Below are 20,158 nucleotides of genomic sequence, written 5' to 3'. Positions count from 1 at the left end.
TCCCCCGATGGACGACCCGGAGCAGGTGGGGGGACGCCTGGCGGAGACGGGGTACCTCGCCGACGAGGGGCTGGCCGTCACCTGCTTCCTGGCCCTCAGACTGCACCGGCCGCTGTTCTGCGAGGGTGACGCCGGCGTGGGGAAGACCGCGCTCGCCGCCGCCCTCGCCGAGGCGCTGGGCGCACCGCTGATCCGGCTGCAGTGCCACGAGGGCATCGACGCCTCCCAGGCCCTGTACGACTGGGACTTCCCGCGCCAGCTGCTGCACCTGCGGGCCGCCGAGGCGGCGGGCGTCCAGGACGCGGACCGGCTGGAGAGCGAGCTCTACGACCGGCGCTTCCTGATCGCCCGGCCCCTGCTGCTCGCCCTCCAGCAGCATCCCTCGGTGCTGCTGGTCGACGAGATCGACCGTGCCGACGACGAGTTCGAGGCGTTCCTCCTCGAACTGCTGTCCGAGTACTCGGTCACGATCCCCGAACTGGGCACGCTGCGGGCCGAGGTGCCGCCGGTGGTGGTCCTGACCTCGAACCGGACCCGCGAGGTGCACGACGCGCTGAAGCGGCGGTGCCTCTACCACTGGTTCGACCATCCCTCCTTCGCCCGCGAACTGGCCATCGTGCGCAGCCGGTTGCCCCAGGTGTCGGCCCGGCTGGCCGAGCAGGTCACGGCCCTGGTGCAGGCGCTGCGCGGCGCGGACCTGGTCAAACCGCCGGGAGTGGCGGAGACGCTGGACTGGGCGGAGGCGCTGGACGCGCTCGGGGCGAGCGAGGTGGACGCCGAACTGGCGGTGGCGACGCTGGGTTCGGTGCTGAAGTACCGGGAGGACACGGAGCGGGCGCGCGGGCTCGATCTCTCGGCGGTCCTCGCGGCCCGGGGCGGGTGACCGGACATGGACGCGGCGCTGTCGAGGACGGCCGGCGTGCCGGCGGATGCCGTACTGCTCGGGTTCGTACGGGCGTTGCGGGCGGCGGGGGTGGACGCGAGCGCGGAGCGCGGGTACGCGTTCCTGCGCGCCGTGGCCGCCCTGCGGCCGGGAATGCGCCCGGACGTGTACTGGGCGGGACGAGCGACGCTCTGCGGCGGCCATGACGACCTGGAGCGGTACGACAGAGTGTTCGCCGCGTACTTCGGCCCGTCCGCCGCCCCCGCCCGGCAGCCGGTGCGCACCGCTCCCCCGCCCCGGCTGCGGCTGGTCGCACGGGAGACGGCCACGGCGCCCCGGACCCGCGGTGAGGGCGAGCCGCCGGGCCCGCCCACCGCCGTCCTCGCCAGCTCCGCCGAAGTGCTCCGGCACCGCGACGTCACCGAGCTGGACCCCGCCGAACGGGACCAACTGCGTCGCCTGCTGGCCGCGTTCACCTTGCAGGGGCAGACCCGGCGCTCGGCGCGGCGTCGGCCGGCCCGGCGCGGGGAGGTCGATCCGCGCCGTACGGTGCGGGAGTTGCTGCGGCGCGGCGGGGAACCGGCCCTGCTGCGGCGGCACGCACGGGTGGCGCGGCCGCGCCGGGTGGTGCTGCTCGTCGACGTGAGCGGTTCGATGGGGCCGTACGCCGACGCGCTGCTGCGGTTCGCGCACGCGGCGGTGCGCGCGGGCCGCACCGAGGTGTTCACCGTCGGCACCCGGCTGACCCGGGTGACCCGCGAACTGTCGCACCGGGACCCGGACCTGGCGATGGCGGAGGTCGCGGCGGCCGTGCCCGACTGGCGTGGGGGGACCCGGCTCGGCGAACTGCTGCGCGAGTTCCTCAACCGGTGGGGGCAGCGTGGCATGGCACGGGGCGCGATCGTCGTCCTGCTCTCGGACGGCTGGGAACGCGGCGACCCGGAGCTGCTCGGGCAGCAGATGCGCCGGCTGCACGCCCTGGCCCACCAGGTGGTCTGGGCGAACCCGCGCAAGGCACGGCCCGGTTACGCGCCGCTGGCGGCCGGGATGGCGGCGGCGCTGCCCAGCGTGGACGCCTTCGTGGCGGGGCACAGCCTGGCTGCGCTGGAGCGGCTCGCCGCCGTGGTGCGCGGGGCGCGGGCCGGCGGCGCGCCGGGGAGCGGACCGGGGAAGGGAGCGGATGGTGCGTGAGATTCTGCCGACGCTGGCCGGCTGGCATGCGGCCGGGATCCCGTTCGGTCTCGCCACGGTGGTCGCGGTCAGCCGCAGCGCGCCGCGCGGGCCCGGTGCGGCCATGGCCGTGGGTCCTGACGACGAGGTGGTGGGCAGTGTGTCGGGCGGCTGTGTCGAGGGCGCCGTCTTCGAGCTGGCCCAGGAGGTCGTCGCGAGCGGCGAGCCGTCGCTGCGGACCTTCGGCTACAGCGACGAGGACGCGTTCGCGGTCGGGCTGACCTGCGGCGGAGAGATCACCCTCCTGGTCCGGCCGGTGACCGCCGGCTCCGACCCGGCGTTCGGCGCGGTGGCCGGGTCGGTCGCCGCCGGCGAGCCGGTGACGGTGGCGACGGTGGTGGACGGACCCGCACCGCAGGGCGCCACGCTCGCCGTCTGGCCGGACCGGACGGCCGGGACCCTCGGCACGACCGGCCTCGACGTCGCCGCCACCGCCGACGCACGCGGCGAACTCGCGCTCGGTGCCTCCGTCCTGCGGCACTACGGCCCGCACGGCGAACGCCGCGAGGACGCGGTCACCGTGTTCCTCCAGTCGTTCGCGCCGCCGCCCCGGATGCTGGTCTTCGGCGCGATCGACTACGCGGCCGCGGTGGCCCGCATCGGCGACTTCCTCGGCTACCGGGTCACCGTCTGCGACGCCCGTCCGGTCTTCGCCACCCCGAAGCGTTTCCCGGCCGCCGTCGAGGTCGTCGTCGACTGGCCGCACCGCTATCTCCGCGGCACCGCCACCGACGACCGCACGGTGATCTGCGTCCTCACCCACGACCCGAAGTTCGACGTGCCGCTGCTGGAGGAGGCGCTGCGCCGGCCGGCCGCCTACATCGGGGCGATGGGCAGCCGCCGGACCCACGACGAACGGCGTGCGCGGCTGGCCGAGGCCGGTCTGACCGAGGCCGAACTGGCCCGGCTGCGCTCACCGCTCGGCCTCGACCTCGGCGCGCGTACCCCGGAGGAGGTCGCCGTGTCCGTCGCGGCCGAGATCGTGGCCCTGCGCTGGGGCGGCAGCGGCGCGCCCCTGGCCACGACCACCGGCGCCATCCACGCATCCGCCGTCCGCTGACTGTCAGGAGGAGTGAGTCATGGAACTGCACCACGAGTTCACCGTCCCCGTGCCGGTCGACGAGGCCTGGCCGGCGCTCCTCGACATCGAGCGGGTCGCGCCGTGCCTGCCGGGCGCCGTGGTCGAGGACTACGACGGGAAGACCGTGACCGGCTCGGTGAAGGTCAAGGTCGGCCCGGTCACGGTGACCTACCGGGGTACGGCGGTGTTCGAGGAACAGGACGAGTCGGCGCACCGGATGGTGCTTGCGGCCAGCGGCCGGGAGACCCGCGGGCAGGGCACGGCCAGGGCCACGGTCACCGGCACCCTCACCGAACACGGCGACGGCACGGCGGTCTCGGTGCGCACGGACCTGACGGTGACAGGCCGCCCGGCCCAGTTCGGGCGCGGGGTGCTGTCCGAGGTGGGCGACCGCCTGGTGGGCCAGTTCGCGGCCTGCCTGGCGGAGCGTCTGGCCGAACGGCGGGACGACACCCCGGAACCGGCCGACGAGCAGGAACCGGAGCCGCTCAACCTGCTGCGCACGGCGGGCCTGCCCGTGGCCAAGCGCGTGGCGGCGACAGCAGCGGCGGCCGCCCTGCTTGCCTGGGCACTGACAAGGCTACGGCGGAGGCGCCGCCCTTCCCCACACCGATAACGACACCGCCCGCCCCTCCCCCACACCGCGCCACCGCGACCCCAGAAACACGACCAGGCTGCCGGCCGGGCCGCTGCTCGGTGGCGCGCTGACGGAGGCGCTCGGCTGGCGGGCCGTCTTCCTGGTCAATGTGCCGATCGTGCTCCTCGCCCTGGCCTGGTCGGCGGCCGTGGTGACGGAGAGCGTCGACGAACGGGCGCCGCGGCTCGACCTCCCCGGCATGGTCTTCAGCGGCCTTGCGCTGCCGGCGGTGACGTACGCGTTCATCTAACATGCCCGCCCGGCCGAGGCGGTGACCGCCGCCCTGCTCGCCGTCGCGGCCCTGGTGGCGCTGGCCGTGGCCGAGCATCGGTTGGTCGTGTTTCTGGGGTGTTGTGGTGGAGCGGTGTGGGAGGGCGCGGGTTGGTGCCAGGCTCCCGATGCCCGCCCACACCCCGATCGCCCGAGCGCGCGCGGCCGGTTCCCGAAAGGCGCGGCCGATGATGGCCAGCGTGCCCGGCAGCAGCAGCGCGGCACCGACGCCCTGCGCCACCCGCGCGGCGACCAGCACCGCCACGTCCGGGGCGAGCCCGCACGCCGGCGAGCCGGCTCCGAACACGGCGAGCCCTGCCAGCACGACTCTGCGATGCCCGTACCGGTCCCCGGCGGCGCCGCTGGTGAGCATCAGCGAGGCGAGCGCCAGCGCGTAGCCATCGACCACCCTCCCCCAGAGGGGGTGCCCCCAGGTCCGCCGACACCCGCGCCGGGCTCATCGCGCGCCGGAGCAGCGTTGCCGGTGTGTCTGCCATGCGTTGCGGGTTACCACCCCGCACCGACGCACCCCTCTGATCGGCCGCCTCCTGCCGCCCCGCCGCAAGCCGGTCGTCAGCGGGGCGGCAGCCGGTGGAGGGTCACCTCGGTGAGGGCGCCGCCGGTGACGGTCGCCGTCAGGTAGGTGCAGTGCGGCTGGCGGCGGCGGTCGGTCGGGGAGCCGGGGTTGAGCAGGCGCAGGCCGCCCGGGGCCGTGGTGTCCCAGGGGATGTGGCTGTGGCCGAAGACCAGGACGTCCAGGTCCGGGAAGCGGGCGGCGCAGCGGGCCTCGCGGCCCTGGGCGGGACCGGTCTCGTGGATCACCCCGAAGCGCAGGCCGCCCAGGTCGGCGTAGGCCACCTCGGGGAGCCGGGCGCGCAGGCCCGGGCCGTCGTTGTTGCCGTACACCCCGACGAGCCGGCGGCTGCGGCTCTCCAGCAGGTCGAGGGTGGCCTCGTCGACCCAGTCGCCGGCGTGCAGGACGACGTCCGCGCGCGGGAGTTCGGCGAGGAGCTCGTCCGGGAGCCGCCTGGCGCGCAGGGGGAGGTGGGTGTCGGAGGTCAGGAGCAGGCGCACCGGGCCAGCCTAGGTCACCGGACCTCGGAAAGATCTTCAGTCAAGACTTAACAGTTCCGACTGGACAGTTTCGGCTGCCGGTTCTACGGTGGACGCATGGCAGAGATCTCCGATTCCGCGACCCGTGCGGCACGCGACCTGCGCGTGATGTTCAGCCGGCTGCGCCGCCGCATCCGGGAGGTCGCCCAGGACGCGGACCTCACCCCGTCGCAGGAGTCGGCCCTCACCCTGGTGTCGAAGCACGGCGCGGCCACGGCCAGTGCGCTGGCCTCCGCCGAAGGGGTGCGCCCCCAGTCGATGGCCGCCACCCTGGCCGCGCTCGACCAGCAGGGGCTGATCCGCCGCAGCCCCGACCCGAGCGACGGCCGCCGCCAGCTGGTCACCCTGACCGAGGCCGGCCAGGCCCGCGTCGAGGGCAACCGGCAGGCGCGTGACGAGTGGCTGGCCCGCGCCTTCCAGGACCGGTACACCGACGACGAGCGCCGGACCCTGCTCACCGCGATCGAGCTGCTCGAACGGCTGTCGCGCCCGTGATACCGAGGCTCGCCGCAGGAACCCGCAAGGACACCCGCCCGGCCCCCGCCGGATTCGACCGGCGGCTGATCGCGCCGATGGTCCTCGGGTCCGTACTGAACCCGATCAACTCCTCGATGATCGCGGTGGCCCTGGTGCCGATCGGCATCGCCTTCGGGGCCCCGCCCGCCGAGACGGCATGGCTGGTCACCGCGCTGTACCTGGCGACCGCCGTGGGCCAGCCGGTGATCGGCCGGCTCGTGGACGTGTACGGGCCGCGCCGGCTCTACCTCGTCGGTACCGGCCTGGTGGGCGTCGCCGGGCTGATGGGCGCGCTGGCACCCTCGCTGGGCGTGCTGATCGCGGCGCGGGTGCTGCTCGGCTTCGGTACGTCGGCGGCGTACCCGGCGGCGATGCGGCTGACCCGCAGCGAGGCCGAGCGCACCGGGCAGGACAGCCCGGCCGCGGTGCTGACCGCGCTCGCGGTGTCCGCCCAGACCGTCGCCGTGATCGGTCCGACGCTGGGCGGGATTCTGATCGGCGCCGGCGGCTGGCACCTGGTGTTCACCGTCAACGTGCCGCTCTCCGCGGCCTGTCTGGTGCTCGGCGTGAAGTGGCTGCCGAGGACCGCGACCGCCGCGCACCGGCAGCGCATGGACCTGCCCGGCATGGCCCTGTTCGCCGTCCTGCTGGTCTCGCTGATGCTGTTCCTGATGAGCCCGCGGCCCGGCCGCTGGTACCTGCCGGCGCTGGCCGTGGTCACGGCCGCCGTCTTCGCGGCCCGGGAGCTGCGGGTGCCCGACCCGTTCGTCGACCTGCGCGTCCTCGGCGGCAACGTCCCGCTCGTCGTCACCTACGTGCGCCAGTTGCTCGCGTACACCACCTCGTACGCCTTCCTGTACGGCTACACGCAGTGGCTGGAGCAGGGCCGCGGACTCGACGCCTCCACCGCCGGACTCGCCCTGCTTCCGCTGTCGGCCGCCGCGCTCGTCACCGCCACGCTCACCGGACGCCGGGAGGCCGTCCGCGGCAAGCTGGTCGTCGGCTCCGTGCTGCAGATCGCCGGCTGCGCGGCCCTGCTGCCGGTCGGCGCCGGCAGCCCGGTCTGGCTGCTGCTCGCGGTCGGCGCGCTGCTCGGCATCCCGCAGGGCCTGCTCGGACTCGCCGGGCAGACCGCGCTGTACCGGCAGGCCGACCCGGAGCGGATCGGTTCCGCCGCCGGGCTGCTGCGCACCTTCATGTACCTCGGCGCGCTGGGGGCCTCCGCCGCCACCGCGGCGTTCTACCCGCACCGCGCCGACACGGGCGGGCTGCACGGCCTGGCCCTGTTCATGCTCGCCGGCTCGGCACTGCTGCTGGCGATCACCCTGCCGGACCGCTCCCTGGCCCGGCTCACCCCCGAACCCCGTCAAGCCCCCCGAAAGGCCTGATCCACCCCATGTCTCTGAGCACGCTCGACCCGCGCACCGCCCTTGTCGTCATCGACCTCCAGCAGGGCATCGTGGGCATGCCCACCCAGCCGCACACCGGCCCCGAGGTGGTGGCCCGCACGGTGGAGCTCGCCGACGCCTTCCGCGCCCAGGGCCTGCCCGTCGTCCTGGTCCGGGTCTCCTTCGCGGCCGACTTCGCCGACGCCGTCCCGGGCCGCACCGAGCGCCAGGCGCGCGGCCTCGCCTTCCCGGAGGGCTGGGACGCCGTCGTCGACGAACTCTCCGGCCACCCCGGCGACATCCGGGTCACCAAGCACAACTGGAGCGCCTTCCACGGCACCGACCTCGACGTCCAGCTGCGCCGCCGGGGCGTCACCCAGATCGTGCTGGCCGGCATCGCCACCAGCATCGGCGTGGAGTCCACCGCCCGCGACGCCTACGCGCACGGCTACCACGTGACGCTCGCCACCGACGCCATGGCCGACGGCGACGGCGAGGCGCACCGGGGCAGCGTCGAGCGGATCTTCCCCCGGCTCGGCGAGTCCGGCAGCACGGCCGAGGTCCTGGAGCTGCTCGCCAAGACCCACGGCTGAACCGGCCCGATCGCCGGGACCGGCTGCCGGGGCCGCCGCGGAAGGTGCCCGGGCAGCGCTCTGATGCGCCGCAGGGCGGCCGATGCGCTCGATGAGCCGTCGGCCGCCCTGCGGTGCGTTGGTGCTGAAGCGTCCTACGCGGACAGCTCCTTGCGGATGAGCGGCAGCCCCTCCGCCAGGGCCTGCCGCCAGTCCCGCAGCGGTTCCAGACCCACCTCGGCCCACCGGTCGTGCCCGAGGGCGCTGTAGGCCGGGCGGGGTGCCGGGCGGACGAACGCCTCGCTGGTGGTGGGGCGCACCCGCTCCGGGTCGGCACCGAGCAGGCGGAACACCTCCCGGGCCAGCTCACACCAGGTGGCCGCACCGGAGTTGGTGCCGTGGAAGACACCGTGCGCCCGGTCGTCCCGGCCCAGGCGGGGGCCGAGGTCGGCGATCCGGGCGGCCAGGTCGGCGCTCCAGGTGGGCTGGCCGCGCTGGTCGTCGACGACGTCGAGGGTGTCCCGGCGGGACTCCAGCTCGATCATGGTGCGCACGAAGTTCTTCCCGTGCGTGCCGTACAGCCAGGCGGTGCGGACGACCGCGCTGGCGCCCGGGAGTTCCGCCAGGACGGCCCGCTCGCCCGCGAGCTTGGTGCGCCCGTAGGCGGTGCGCGGGGCCGTCGGATGGTCCTCGGGGTACGGGGCGGTGCGGGCCTCGCCGTCGAAGACGTAGTCCGTCGAGACGTGGACGAGGCGGGCGCCGTGCCGGGCGGCGGCGCGGGCCAGCAGGCGCGGGCCCTCGCCGTTGATCAGCAGCGCCCGCTCCTCGTCGGTCTCGGCGTCGTCGACGGCCGTGTACGCGGCGCAGTTGACCACCAGGTCGGGCCGGTGCGCGGCGAGCGCCGAGTCCACCGAGCCGGCACTGGTGATGTCGAGGTCGGCGCGGCCGAGGGCCACGGCCTCCTCACCCCGGCGGGCGAGTTCCTCGGTCACGTCGTGGCCGAGCATGCCGCCCGCTCCGGCGACGAGCCACTTCATCAGCGCTTCTCCTGCTCCTTGCGGGACTCCAGGGCGGCGCGCTCCTTGAGCGGCTCCCACCAGTCCCGGTTGTCGCGGTACCAGGCGACGGTGTCGGCGAGGCCGGAGGTGAAGTCGTGCTTGGGGGTGTAGCCCAGCTCGTCGTGGATCTTGCTCCAGTCGACGGAGTAGCGCTGGTCGTGGCCCTTGCGGTCGGCGACCCGGTCCACGCGCTCCCAGCCGGCGCCGCAGGCTTCCAGCAGCAGGCCGGTGAGCTCCTTGTTGCTGAGCTCGGTGCCGCCGCCGATGTTGTAGACCTCGCCGGCCCGGCCGCCGGTGCGGACCAGGTCGATGCCCTGGCAGTGGTCCTCGACGTGCAGCCAGTCGCGGACGTTGCTGCCGTCGCCGTACAGGGGCACGTTCTTGCCGTCGAGCAGGTTGCTCACGAAGAGCGGGATGACCTTCTCGGGGAACTGGTGCGGCCCGTAGTTGTTGGAGCAGCGGGTGACGCGGACGTCCAGGCCGTGGGTGCGGTGGAAGGCCAGCGCGAGCAGGTCCGAGGAGGCCTTGGAGGCGGAGTACGGCGAGTTCGGCTGGAGCGGGTGGCTCTCGGGCCAGGAGCCGGTCTCGATGGAGCCGTAGACCTCGTCGGTGGAGACGTGCACGAACGGGCCGACGCCGTGGCGCAGGGCCGCGTCCAGGAGGGTCTGGGTGCCGACCACGTTGGTGCGGACGAACGCGCCGGCCCCGTCGATGGAGCGGTCGACGTGCGACTCGGCCGCGAAGTGCACGACCTGGTCGGCCTCGGCCATGAGCTTGTCGACCAGCTCCGCGTCGCAGATGTCGCCCTGCACGAAGGTCAGCCGGGGGTGCGACTCGGGCAGGTTCGTCAGGGTGCCCGCGTAGGTGAGCTTGTCCAGCCCGGTGATGTGCGGCGCGTCGGGCGCGTCGGCGGCGAGCAGGCCGCGGACGTACGTGGAGCCGATGAAGCCGGCGGCGCCGGTGACGAGGAGATTCATGAACGGATCTGCACCTTGCTGTGGTCTCCGAGAACGAGGCGGTGGGCGCTGGGGGTGCCGGGTGCCGGGGTGACCTCGACGTGCCGGCCGATCAGCGAGGACTCGATCCTGCCCACCCCGTCGATGGAGGAGTCCCGCAGCACTATGGAGAACTCCAGCTCACTCTCGGTGATCCGGCAGTTCTCGGCGACCGACGTGAAGGGGCCCACGTACGAGTCGCTGACGACGGTCCCGGCGCCGATCACGACCGGGCCGACGATCCGGGAGCCGGTGACCCGCGCGCCCGCCTCGACGACCACGCGGCCGACGATCTGACTGGCCTCGTCGACCTCGCCGTCGATGCGCGGCTCCTGGGACTCCAGGACGGTCCGGTTGACCTCCAGCATGTCGACGACGTTGCCGGTGTCCTTCCAGTAGCCCTTGATCACCGTGGAGCGCACGTCGGCACGCTGGTCGATGAGGTGCTGGATGGCGTGGGTGATCTCCAGTTCGCCGCGCCAGGACGGCTTGATGGCGCGGACGGCGTCGTGGATGGCCGGCGTGAAGAGGTACACACCGACCAGGGCGAGGTCGCTCTTGGGCTCCTGCGGCTTCTCCTCCAGCCCGACCACCTGGCCGTCGGCGTCCAGCTCGGCGACGCCGAAGGCGCGCGGGTTGGGCACGTGGGTGAGGAGGATCTGGGCGTCCGGGCGGGTCTCGCGGAACTCGTCGACCAGTCCGCTGATGCCGCCGACGATGAAGTTGTCGCCCAGGTACATGACGAAGTCGTCGTCGCCGAGGAACTCGCGGGCGATCAGCACCGCGTGGGCCAGGCCCAGCGGCTGGTCCTGGGGGATGTAGGTGACGTCCAGGCCGAACTTCGACCCGTCGCCCACCGCCTCCTCGATCTCGGCGGCGGTGTCGCCGACGATCATCCCGACCTCGGTGACGCCCGCGGCGGCCAGGGATTCGAGCCCGTAGAAGAGCACGGGTTTGTTCGCCACCGGTACGAGCTGTTTCGCCGATGTGTGGGTGATCGGCCGCAGCCGGGTTCCGGCACCGCCGGAGAGCACCAAAGCCTTCATTCGCTACACCTTATAGGTGAACATCTGATTGAGACGTTCTTCTGTTTTCCTGACTGGTTACGACAGTATGGCCTCGGTGCGGACGTCATGTGACCACGAGGTGCCCCGTAACGGCATCCCGCCCTGTTTGTCCGCTGGTCAGGAGCCCTCCGCCGGCCAGGCTGCCGCGCGTTCCACCTCGGCCTCGATCTCGGCCCTGGAGCGGCCCTCGTCGCGGGCGTACTCGTTCACCGCGGTCAGTTCGTCCCGGGCCAGGTCGCGCCAGGCGCGCAGGGCCGTCTCGTAGGTCTCCGACTGGGCGCCGCCCGACTGCTGCCGGGCCGGTGGCCCGTAGGCGTCCCGCAGTTCCAGGACCTTCTCGTGGGCCGCGTCGGCCGCGCGGTGCTTCGCCACGAGCTCTTCGAAGGTGTGTGCCACGTCAAGGACACTAAGGAGAGTCGGGCCGGGCCGCCTGTCGAGAGCGGTGGAGGTCAGTCCGCCAGGACGAGATCCGCCCACACCTGCTTGCCGCCGCTGGCCGGCACGGTCCCCCAGGCGGTGGACACCGCCTCCACCAGGAGGATGCCGCGCCCGCCGGTGGCCTCCCAGCCGATGTTGGTGGGCTTCACCGGGCTGCGCGGCGAGGCGTCGGCGACGGCGACCCGCAGCCGGTGGTCGACCAGGGTCAGGTCGAGCCGGACGGGTCCGTCGGTGTGGATGAGGGCGTTGGTGACCAGCTCGGAGACGACCAGCAGGGCCACGTCCATGCCCTCGTCGGTCACGCCCCAGGAGCGCAGGGTGCGCCTGCTGAAGCGGCGAGCGTGCCGGGCCGCCTCGGGGACCCGCCACACGGTCCAGCTCTCCCGCAGCGGGCGGACGGCCATGCCGTCGTAGCGCATCAGCAGCAGGGCGACGTCGTCGGCGCGGTGGGCGTTGCCGAGCAGGGCGTCGGCGACCAGACCGAGGTGGGCCGGGTCGGAGCCGGCGAGGTCGCGGGCGAAGCGCTCCATGCCGTCGTCGATGTCGGCGTCGGGGGACTCGACCAGGCCGTCGGTGGTGAGTGCGAGCACGGTGCCGGGGCGCAGGCTCAGCTGGGTCATCGGGAACTCGGTCCGGCCGAGCACGCCGAGCGGCGGGCCGCCCTCGGTCTCGGTGATCCGCGTGGTGCCGTCCGGGTGACGCAGCACGGGCGGCAGGTGTCCGGCGCGCACGCACCAGGCGGTGCCGTCCTCCATGTCGACGTCGACGTAGCAGCAGGTGGCGAAGAGGTCGCTCTCCATGTCCAGGAGCAGCCGGTTGGCGTGCGAGACGACCACGTCGGGGGTGTGCCCCTCGGCGGCGTAGGCGCGCAGGGCGGTGCGCATCTGGCCCATGAGGGCGGCGGCGCTCGCGTTGTGGCCCTGGACGTCGCCGATGACGAGGGCGACGTGGTTGTCGGTCAGCGGGATAACGTCGTACCAGTCGCCGCCGACCTCCAGGCCGCCCTCGCTGGTGGGCAGGTAGCGGGCGACGGCCTCGGCGCCGGGCAGCCCGGGCAGCCGGCGCGGCAGCAGGGCGCGCTGGAGCATCCCGACGAGTTCGTGCTCGGCGTCGAAGGCGTGGGCGCGCATCAGGGCCTCGCCGGCGAGACCCGCGGAGGCGGTGAGCAGGGCGCGTTCGTCTGATCCGAAGTCGTGCGGGGCGTCCCAGCCGATCAGGCAGGCGCCGGCCATCCGGCCGCCGGCGGGCAGCGGAAGGACGGCGAGGCCGCCGGGACCGACCTCGGCGAGGGCGGGCTCCAGCGCGGCCCGGGCGGGCCAGATCTGGGCGCGGCCCTCGCGCAGGGCGGCGGCGAGGGTGGGCATGGCCCGCACCGGGGCGTCGGGCCACTCGCTGCGCCACTCGCTGCGCCACAGCTCGGGCCAGGACTCGGCCTCGGGCGGGTCGAGGACGGTGACGACCAGGCGGTCGTTCTCCAGTTCGGCCAGGGCGATCCGGTCGGCCTTGAGCGGCTCGCGCAGGGCGTTGACGACGGCCTGGCCGACGTCCCTGACCGTGCGGGCGGTGGCCAGGGCGGCGGCGAGCTGCTGCACGCGGGTCACGTCGGTGGCGTCCGAGCGGAGCGTGGAGGCGTCGGCGACGGTGCCGGCCAGCCGGGCCGGGCGTCCTTCGCCGCCGGGCACCAGCCGGCCGCGCAGCCGCAGCCACTTGGGCGGGCCGGACGGCTGGAGGATCCGGAACTCCAGCTCGCGGTCGCCGATGGACATGTGGTCGGCCTCGACGACGGACATCAGGGCGGGCAGGTCCTCGGGCAGGGTGCGGCCCAGCAGCGTCTCGACCTTGCCGTCGAACTCGTCCCGGCCCATCCGGAAGAGGTCGAGGATGCCGTCGCCGACCGCGATCCGGCCGGTATCCATGGCGAGGCTGAAGGCGCCTGCGGGCAGTTCGCCGGTGTCCGCCGCCGCCGGCAGCGGGGCGGGGAGGGCGATCGCCCGGGCCACCAGGTCCAGGCAGGCGCGGTCCTCGGGGCCGAACCCGTCGTCGCGCTCGCTGACGGCCACGAGGAGCCCGGCGCCGCCGGGCACCGGCAGGGCGGCCAGCCAGAACTCCTGGGACGGGGTCCGCCGTGCCTCGGGGCAGCCGGCCAGCTCGTCGGGGGCCAGCCAGAGGGGCCGCCCGGTGCCGTACGCCTCCGCCGCCGGGGACCGTCCGATCGCCGGGTAGGCGTCGCGCAGCCCGTACAGGGTGCGGGGCAGGCCCGCCGACTCGGCGAGGCGCAGCACGGCCCCGTCGTCGCCCGGGGTGTACACCCCGGCGAAGGCCGCGCCCGCGAACACCAGCGCCTGTTCGAGCACGCGGCGGAGCCGATCGGGTGCGCCGGGATCGCCAGTGAGTGTTTCGAGGGCGATTTCGGCGCGATCCGTTCTCGTTCCGCGTATCGCAGCACCCTCACTGACCACGCCGCCATTACAGCGCTTATGAGGCGTCTGCGCAGCCCCTGTGACCGTTCCGTGGAGGGCGGGGCGCCGACGCGCTCGAAACCCACCGAACATGTCTTGACCCGTGCGTTCCGCACAGGGATGTCGTGACGGACGTGACTGTCCGCGACCGTGCGACGCCTGGAAGTGTCGAGGCCGGCCCACGGAGGGGGACTCAGATGGACGGACGGTACGAGGTGTACGCGCTGGCCGACGGACACTTCTACGACACGCCGGACCGGCTCGGTACCAACGGGCCGCGGGCGGAGCGGCTGTTCGCCACGGCGCGTCGCGCGGTGCCCGAGGGCTGGCACGCGGCGCGCTCCGGGGACTGGCTGACCATGACCCCGCTCGGCGCGGACGACGCGCCGCTGCCCTCGCCGGCCCAGGGCTGGAAGATCCACTCATCGGCCACCCGGGCGAACGCGGAGCGGATCGCGGAGATCGTGTGGGACTACTGCGTACCGCGCCGCATCCCGTTCAAGTTCGTCCCGGGACCGCACCTGCTGCACCTGCGCAACGCCAAGTACGCGGCCCGCGACACCAGTGGGAAGTTCGTCACGGTGTACCCGCCCGACGAGGGCCGTCTGCAGGAGGTGCTGCGGGAGCTGGGCGCCCTCCTGGAGGGTTTCGAGGGACCGTACATCCTGACCGACCTGCGCTGGAACGACGGACCGCTGTACGTCCGCTACGGCGCGTTCGCGCGCACGTACGTCGTCGACGAGCGCGGTGCGCTGGTGACGGCGGTGCGGGACGGCGCCGGCAAGCCGGTGCCGGACCGGCGGACGCCGGCCTTCCAGGTGCCGGAGTGGGTGACGCTGCCGGAGTTCCTGCGGCCGCAGCTGGCGGCACGGGAGGCCACGACGGTGGGCGAGCTGCCGTACCGGATCGAGAAGGCGCTGCACTTCTCCAACGGCGGCGGGGTGTACGCCGGGACCGACACCCGGGACGGGCGGCGGGTGGTGCTGAAGGAGGGGCGGCCGCACGCGGGGCTGGCGGCCGACGGCGCCGACGCCGTCACCCGGCTGGGCAGGGAGAAGGCCGCTCTCGAGGCGGTGGCCGGCACCGGGGTGGTCCCCGAGGTCCGGGACTGGTTCACGCTGGGCGAGCACCGGTTCCTGGTGATGGACCTCCTCGAGGGCCGCCCGCTCAACGCCTTCTTCGCCGAACGGCATCCGCTGCTCACCGCGGACCCGGATCCCGGGGCGGTACGGGACTACACGGCCTGGGCGCTGCGCATCCACCGGAAGGTGGAGGAGGCCGTGGCGGCGGTGCACGCGCGCGGGATCGTCTTCAACGACCTGCACGTCTTCAACATCATGGTCGGGCCCGACGAGGAGTCGGTGTTCCTCATCGACTTCGAGGCGGCCGCCCCGGCCGGGGAGAACGGCCGTCAGGTGGTCGCCCATCCCGGCTTCTTCGCCCCGCCGGACCGCCGGGGCGCCGAGGTGGACCGGTATGCGCTGGCCTGTCTGCGCCTGGCCCTCTTCCTGCCCGTGACCACGCTGTTCGTCGTGGACCGCGGCAAGGCGGCCCATCTCGCGGACGTGATCGCCGGTCAGTTCCCGGACGTGCCGCGCGGGTTCCTGGACGAGGCGGTCGCGGAGATCACCCGGGGCGCCCCGGCCGCGCGTCCGGTCGTACCGGCGGAGTGGCCGCACAGCCGGGACTCGATGGCCAAGGCGATCCTCGCCTCCGCGACCCCCGGGCGCGACGACCGGCTCTTCCCCGGTGACATCGCCCAGTTCGGGGACGGCGGCGGCCTCGGCCTCGCGCACGGTGCCGCCGGGGTGCTGTACGCCCTGGACCGGGCCGGCGCCGGACGGTACGAGGAGGGTGAGCGCTGGCTGCTCGACCACACCGCGCCCCCGCCGCCCGGCACCCCGCTCGGCCTGTACGACGGTCTCGCGGGCGTCGCCCACGTCCTGGACCTGCTCGGCCACCGGCAGCGCGCCCTGGACCTCGTCGACGGCGTCCTCCGGGAGAACTGGCGCAGCCTCTCCTCCGACCTGCACGGCGGCCTGGCCGGCCTGGGCCTGGTCCTGGACTCCCTCGCCGACGCGACCGGCGAGCGGGAGCTGCGCGCCCGCGCCGCCGAGGCCGCGGAGATCCTCCTGCGACGTCTCGCCGAACCGCTCCCGGACACGCCCCGGCGCCGCGCCGGACTGCTGCGAGGCGCGTCCGGGCCCGCGCTGTTCCTGCTGCGGCGCCACGAACGGACCGGCGACGCCGCCCTGCTGGCTGCGGCCGGCCGGGCACTGCGCCGGGACCTGGACCGCTGTGTGGTGCAGAAGGGCGGGGGCCTGGAGGTCGACGAGGGGTGGCGCACGCTGCCCTACCTCGGCGACGGCAGCGTGGGGATCGGCATGGTGCTCGACGACTGGCTCGCCCACGGGACGGACGGGACCGGTGACTTCGAGCGCGCCCGGGACGCGATCCACACCGCCGCCACCTCGCGTTTCTACGCCCAGCCGGGCCTCTTCCAGGGCCGCGCGGGCATGATCCTGCACCTCGCCCGCACCGGCGCCGACCCGCAGCGGCTCGCCGCGCAGATCGACGGACTCGGCTGGCTCGCGATGGCCTACCAGGGCCAGCTCGCCTTTCCCGGCCACCAGATGATGCGGCTCTCCATGGACCTCGCGACCGGAACCGCCGGGTGTCTGCTGGCGCTCACCGCCGCCCTCGACGGCGACCGCGCCGCCCACCTGCCGTTCCTCCCGCCGCCACTGGCGGCCCCCTGAACGCGGCTCCGCGCTTCGGCGGAGTCGTGACACAACCCCGTCCCCGATCACACCCGGGGGGCCGCTCGGCCCCCGGAAAGGACACGTTATGGCACTGCTCGACCTGCAGACGATGGAGTCCGAGGAAGGTCACGACGGCGGCGGCGCCAGCACGGTGAGCCTGCTGTCGTGCGTCTCGGCGGCGAGCGTTCTGCTCTGTCTCTGACTGCTCCGTCCCTGACCGGCACCACGAAACCGGCTCCGGGCGGCCCTCTCCTTCGGGAGGGGGTCCGTCCGGGGCCTTCGCCGCTACGAGGACTGCCGCGATGACCCGACCCCCGCACCGCGATCCGATACGCACCGCCCTGCGCCACGCCGGGGCGCGCTGCGCCGCCCTGGGCCTGGTGAGCACGGCGGCCACGGCGGCGGGGCTGCTGCTGCCCGCGGTGCTGGGCCACGCCCTCGACCTGCTGCTGGTGGGCGCCCCGGCGACCGCGTGGGTGGCCCGGGCCGCCGGACTCGTGCTGCTGCTGGCGCTGCTGGACGGCTGCGCGGGCGTGCTCGCCGGGACCGTCGACGCACGGGTGACGGCCGGGCTGCGCAAACGGGTCACCGGGCAGGTGCTGGCGCTGGGACCGCGTGCGTCGGCCCGGTTCGGCGCCGGGGACCTGGTCGGCCGGCTGGTCGGGAACGCCGCGCAGGCCGGGACCGGGCCCGCCGCCCTCGCCGCGCTGCTCGCCGCGCTGGCCGGTCCGGTCGGCGGGGTGGTCGCGCTCGGTCTCGTCGATCCGTGGCTCGCGGCCGTGTTCCTGGCCGGGGCACCCGTCCTCGCCCTGCTGCTGCGGGCGTTCACCCGGGACACCTCGGCGTGCGTCACCGAGTACCAGCGGGAGCAGGGTCGGATCGCGACGGCGCTGGCGGAGGCGGTCGAGGGCCACCGGACGATCGTGGCGGCCGGGCTCCAGACCCGGGAGGCGGAGCGCGTGCTGCGCCCGCTGCCGGATCTCGCCCGCGCCGGGCACCGCATGTGGCGGGTGCAGGGCCGGGCCGCCGCCCAGGCGGTCACCGTGGGTCCCCTCCTCCAGCTCGCCGTCGTGGCGGTGGCGGGCCTCCTGCTCTCCCGCCACCGGATCTCCGTCGGAGAACTGCTCGCCGCCTCCCGCTACGCCGTCCTCGCGACCGGCGTCGGCGTGCTGGTCGGCCAGCTCGCCGCCGCCACCCGGGCGCACGCCTCCGCGCGCCGCCTCGCCGAGGTGCTGACCCACCCCGCACCGGCCCACGGCAGCGACCGGCTCCCGCCCGGCCCCGGCCGCCTGGAACTGCGCGGAGCCACCGTCCACCGGGGCGGCCGCACGATGCTGGACGGCGTGGACCTGACCGTCCCCGGCGGCACCGCCCTAGCCGTCGTCGGCCGCTCCGGCACCGGCAAGTCCCTGCTGGCCGCACTCGCCGGGCGGTTGGCCGACCCGGACGCGGGGGAGGTCCTGCTGGACGGCGTCCCGCTGGCCGCCCTCCGCCACGACGAGCTGCGCCGCGCCGTCACCCATGCCTTCGCCCGCCCGGCCCTCCTCGGTACGACCGTCGCGGACACCATCGCCTTCGGTCTCACCACCCCCTCCCCCGCCGACCTCCGCTCCGCCGCCCGCAAGGCGCAGGCGGACGCCTACATCCGCCGGCTGCCCGACGGCTGGGCGACCCGGCTGGCCGACGCCCCGCGCTCCGGCGGCGAGGCCCAGCGCCTCGGCCTCGCCCGCGCGTTCGCGCACCCCGGCCGGCTGCTGATCCTGGACGACGCCCTCTCCGGGCTGGACACCGTGACCGAACACCGCGTCGCCGCGGCCCTGCTGGCGCCGGGCCCGGGGCCGACCCGGCTGATCGTGGCGCACCGGGTCTCGACCGCGGCCCGTGCGGACACGGTGGCCTGGCTGGACGGCGGCCGGGTGCGGGCGGTGGGTCCCCATGCGGAGCTGTGGCGTGATCCGGAGTACCGGGCGGTGTTCGGTGCGCGGGCGGCCGAGGGAGCGGCACGGTGACCGCCTCGCCGCTCCAGGTGCGCCGGGCCGCATGGGCGCGCCTGGTGTGCTGGTCGCTGCTGGAGACCGGGCAGACCTTTCTCCTCGGATACGCCCTGGCCCGCGCGCTCGACACCGGGTTCCTGGCCGGGAACACCCGGACCGGGCTGTGGTGGCTCGCCGTGGCCGCTGCCGGGGTGGCGGCCGGGGCGTACGGGACGCGGCGGGTGTACGGCGTGGTCGCCGACCTCGTCGAGCCGGTGCGGGACCGGCTGGTGGTGGGGGTGGTCGCGCGCGGGGTGCGGGAGGCGGACCGGGGATCACTGTCCCGGCTGACCCAGCAGGTGGAGATCGCCCGGGACACCCTCGCCGGACTGGTGCTGGTGTCCCGGTCGTTCGTCTTCACGGTCGCCGGCGCGCTCGCCGGGCTGTCCGCGCTCGCGCCGCCGCTGCTGCTGGTCGTGCTGCCCCCGCTGCTGGCCGGACTGGGACTGTTCGCGGCGGCCCTGCGGCCACTGGCCCGCCGGCAGGAGGCCTTCCTGGTCGCCGACGAGGCGCTCGCGGCGGAACTGGGGGAGGTGGGCCCGGGGTTGCGGGACATCACGGCGGCGGGGGCCGAGGAGCAGGTCGCCGCCCGGGTCGGGGAGCGGGTGGACGCGGAGTTCCGGGCCGCCCGGGCGCTGGCCCGCTGGAGCGCCGTACGGGTGGCGGCGCTCGCGGTCGGCGGCCAGCTGCCCCTGGTGCTGCTGCTCGCCGCCGCGCCCTGGCTGCTCGCGCACGGTGTGACCGCGGGTGCCCTGGTCGGCGCGCTCGCCTACGTCACCCAGTCCCTGCTCCCCGCCCTGCAGAACCTCGTGCACGGCCTGGGCACCGGCGGGGCGCGCCTCACCGTCGTCCTGCGCAGACTGCGTCCGCCCGCGGACACCGAAGCGCCCCCGATGCCCGCAGGCGAAGCGGACGCCGGCGCCCCCGCTCTCGCCCTCTCCGCCGTCACCTTCGCCTACGGCCCGGCGAGCACCCCCGTCCTCGACGCACTCGACCTCGAGGTCCCGCACGGCGGTCACCTCGCCGTCGTGGGTCCGAGCGGGATCGGCAAATCGACGCTGACCGCGGTGGCCGCCGGGCTGCTGAACCCGGAACACGGCACGGTCCGGGTGTGCGGCCACCCCGTGCCGGGGGCGCGGGCGGCGGCGCTGCGGGTGCTGATCCCGCAGGAGGCGTACGTCTGCACGGGCACCCTCGCCGAGAACCTCGGGCTGCTGCGCCCGGCCCCCGTACCGGGACCGGAACTGCTGGCCGCCGCCGAGGCGGTCGGACTCAGCCCGCTGCTCGAACGACTGGGCGGTCCGGACGCCCCGGTGCGTCCTGCGGCGCTGTCCGCCGGCGAGCGGCAGCTGATCGCGCTGACCCGCGCCTACCTCTCCCCCGCGCCGCTCGCCCTCCTCGACGAGGCCACCTGCCATCTCGACGCGGAGGCCGAGGCCCGCGCCGAGCACGCGTTCGCCACGCGGCCCGGCGGCACCCTGGTGGTCGTCGCACACCGCATCGACTCGGCCCGCCGCGCCGGGCGGATCCTGGTGCTGGACGGGCCCCGCACGGCCTACGGCACCCACGAGGACCTGCTGCGCTCCTGCGCGCTGTACCGGGACCTGGCGGCCTCGTCACACCCGTCCGTCCCCCGGTGAGACGGGCGCCGCCACC

The 20,158-nt window shown here is 74.8% G+C and carries 18 protein-coding genes and 1 pseudogene; 12 read left to right on the top strand and 7 right to left on the bottom strand.

Annotated elements, in window-relative coordinates; all coding sequences use genetic code 11:
• Positions 1 to 7 precede the first annotated feature (7 nt).
• The 5 genes from ACZ4UV_RS30070 to ACZ4UV_RS30050 all read left to right on the top strand — a co-directional run bounded on the left by ACZ4UV_RS30070 (position 8) and on the right by ACZ4UV_RS30050 (position 4,081).
• Positions 8 to 883 carry an AAA family ATPase gene (locus ACZ4UV_RS30070; protein WP_390036087.1) on the top strand — a complete coding sequence of 292 codons (876 nt, stop codon included), beginning with the start codon at positions 8 to 10 and terminating at the stop codon, positions 881 to 883.
• 6 nt (positions 884 to 889) lie between these two features.
• Positions 890 to 2,074: a vWA domain-containing protein gene (locus ACZ4UV_RS30065; protein WP_451020843.1), complete on the top strand. Its 1,185-nt coding sequence runs from the start codon at positions 890 to 892 to the stop codon at positions 2,072 to 2,074.
• The gene (locus tag ACZ4UV_RS30060) at positions 2,067 to 3,173 is read left to right on the top strand and encodes an XdhC family protein (RefSeq protein WP_451020846.1); all 1,107 of its coding nucleotides are present in this window, start codon (positions 2,067 to 2,069) and stop codon (positions 3,171 to 3,173) included. The genes ACZ4UV_RS30065 and ACZ4UV_RS30060 overlap by 8 nt, the downstream gene beginning before the upstream one ends.
• Positions 3,174 to 3,192: 19 nt before the next feature.
• Positions 3,193 to 3,810 (top strand): SRPBCC family protein, encoded by a 618-nt coding sequence (locus tag ACZ4UV_RS30055; protein WP_467842057.1) that lies wholly within the window; start codon positions 3,193 to 3,195, stop codon positions 3,808 to 3,810.
• A gap of 130 nt (positions 3,811 to 3,940) precedes the next feature.
• Entirely contained in the window at positions 3,941 to 4,081 is a 141-nt protein-coding gene (locus ACZ4UV_RS30050) for a hypothetical protein (RefSeq protein ID WP_451020847.1), read from the top strand.
• A 144-nt stretch (positions 4,082 to 4,225) separates the two neighbouring features.
• Here ACZ4UV_RS30050 and ACZ4UV_RS30045 read toward each other — a convergent pair.
• Positions 4,226 to 4,510, bottom strand: a pseudogene (locus ACZ4UV_RS30045) (MFS transporter); the annotation flags it as partial.
• 164 nt (positions 4,511 to 4,674) lie between these two features.
• Complete coding sequence (locus ACZ4UV_RS30040; RefSeq protein ID WP_467842054.1) at positions 4,675 to 5,175, bottom strand: metallophosphoesterase family protein; 501 nt, start codon at positions 5,173 to 5,175, stop codon at positions 4,675 to 4,677.
• 96 nt (positions 5,176 to 5,271) lie between these two features.
• Between ACZ4UV_RS30040 and ACZ4UV_RS30035 the strand changes: the two genes are divergently transcribed.
• From ACZ4UV_RS30035 to ACZ4UV_RS30025, 3 genes are read left to right on the top strand one after another with little or no spacing between them, the layout of a single operon-like run.
• Positions 5,272 to 5,709 carry a MarR family winged helix-turn-helix transcriptional regulator gene (locus ACZ4UV_RS30035; RefSeq protein WP_351496810.1) on the top strand — a complete coding sequence of 146 codons (438 nt, stop codon included), beginning with the start codon at positions 5,272 to 5,274 and terminating at the stop codon, positions 5,707 to 5,709.
• Positions 5,706 to 7,118, top strand: coding sequence for an MFS transporter (locus ACZ4UV_RS30030; protein ID WP_467842051.1), 1,413 nt, complete (start codon positions 5,706 to 5,708; stop codon positions 7,116 to 7,118). The genes ACZ4UV_RS30035 and ACZ4UV_RS30030 overlap by 4 nt, the downstream gene beginning before the upstream one ends.
• A gap of 8 nt (positions 7,119 to 7,126) precedes the next feature.
• Positions 7,127 to 7,711, top strand: coding sequence for a hydrolase (locus ACZ4UV_RS30025; protein ID WP_390036099.1), 585 nt, complete (start codon positions 7,127 to 7,129; stop codon positions 7,709 to 7,711).
• Positions 7,712 to 7,845: 134 nt separating this feature from the next.
• Here ACZ4UV_RS30025 and rfbD read toward each other — a convergent pair whose 3' ends face one another.
• The 5 genes from rfbD to ACZ4UV_RS30000 all read right to left on the bottom strand — a co-directional run bounded on the left by rfbD (position 7,846) and on the right by ACZ4UV_RS30000 (position 13,707).
• On the bottom strand, positions 7,846 to 8,727 hold the full coding sequence (rfbD, locus tag ACZ4UV_RS30020) for a dTDP-4-dehydrorhamnose reductase (RefSeq protein WP_451020037.1): 882 nt from the start codon (positions 8,725 to 8,727) through the stop codon (positions 7,846 to 7,848).
• On the bottom strand, positions 8,727 to 9,725 hold the full coding sequence (gene rfbB / locus ACZ4UV_RS30015; RefSeq protein WP_467842047.1) for a dTDP-glucose 4,6-dehydratase: 999 nt from the start codon (positions 9,723 to 9,725) through the stop codon (positions 8,727 to 8,729). The genes rfbD and rfbB overlap by 1 nt, the downstream gene beginning before the upstream one ends.
• Positions 9,722 to 10,789, bottom strand: coding sequence for a glucose-1-phosphate thymidylyltransferase (locus ACZ4UV_RS30010; protein WP_390036105.1), 1,068 nt, complete (start codon positions 10,787 to 10,789; stop codon positions 9,722 to 9,724). The genes rfbB and ACZ4UV_RS30010 overlap by 4 nt, the downstream gene beginning before the upstream one ends.
• A gap of 138 nt (positions 10,790 to 10,927) precedes the next feature.
• Positions 10,928 to 11,206, bottom strand: coding sequence for a hypothetical protein (locus ACZ4UV_RS30005; protein WP_390036107.1), 279 nt, complete (start codon positions 11,204 to 11,206; stop codon positions 10,928 to 10,930).
• Positions 11,207 to 11,259: 53 nt separating this feature from the next.
• Entirely contained in the window at positions 11,260 to 13,707 is a 2,448-nt protein-coding gene (locus ACZ4UV_RS30000) for a SpoIIE family protein phosphatase (protein ID WP_390036109.1), read from the bottom strand.
• 197 nt (positions 13,708 to 13,904) lie between these two features.
• Between ACZ4UV_RS30000 and lanKC the strand changes: the two genes are divergently transcribed.
• From lanKC to ACZ4UV_RS29980, 4 genes are all read left to right on the top strand, one after another.
• On the top strand, positions 13,905 to 16,466 hold the full coding sequence (gene lanKC / locus ACZ4UV_RS29995; RefSeq protein WP_467842045.1) for a class III lanthionine synthetase LanKC: 2,562 nt from the start codon (positions 13,905 to 13,907) through the stop codon (positions 16,464 to 16,466).
• A gap of 88 nt (positions 16,467 to 16,554) precedes the next feature.
• A complete protein-coding gene (locus ACZ4UV_RS29990) occupies positions 16,555 to 16,671 on the top strand; it encodes a SapB/AmfS family lanthipeptide (RefSeq protein WP_093506696.1) in 117 nt (38 codons plus the stop codon).
• A 100-nt stretch (positions 16,672 to 16,771) separates the two neighbouring features.
• Positions 16,772 to 18,478 (top strand): ABC transporter ATP-binding protein, encoded by a 1,707-nt coding sequence (locus tag ACZ4UV_RS29985; RefSeq protein WP_467842042.1) that lies wholly within the window; start codon positions 16,772 to 16,774, stop codon positions 18,476 to 18,478.
• Entirely contained in the window at positions 18,475 to 20,142 is a 1,668-nt protein-coding gene (locus ACZ4UV_RS29980; protein ID WP_467842040.1) for an ATP-binding cassette domain-containing protein, read from the top strand. Before ACZ4UV_RS29985 ends, ACZ4UV_RS29980 begins: the two co-directional genes overlap by 4 nt.
• Positions 20,143 to 20,158 lie beyond the last annotated feature (16 nt).

Source organism: Streptomyces sp. NPDC028289 (genome assembly GCF_055565975.1).
The sequence above is the reverse complement of the archived record's forward strand: the minus strand, read 5'-3'. Positions and strand labels throughout refer to the sequence as shown.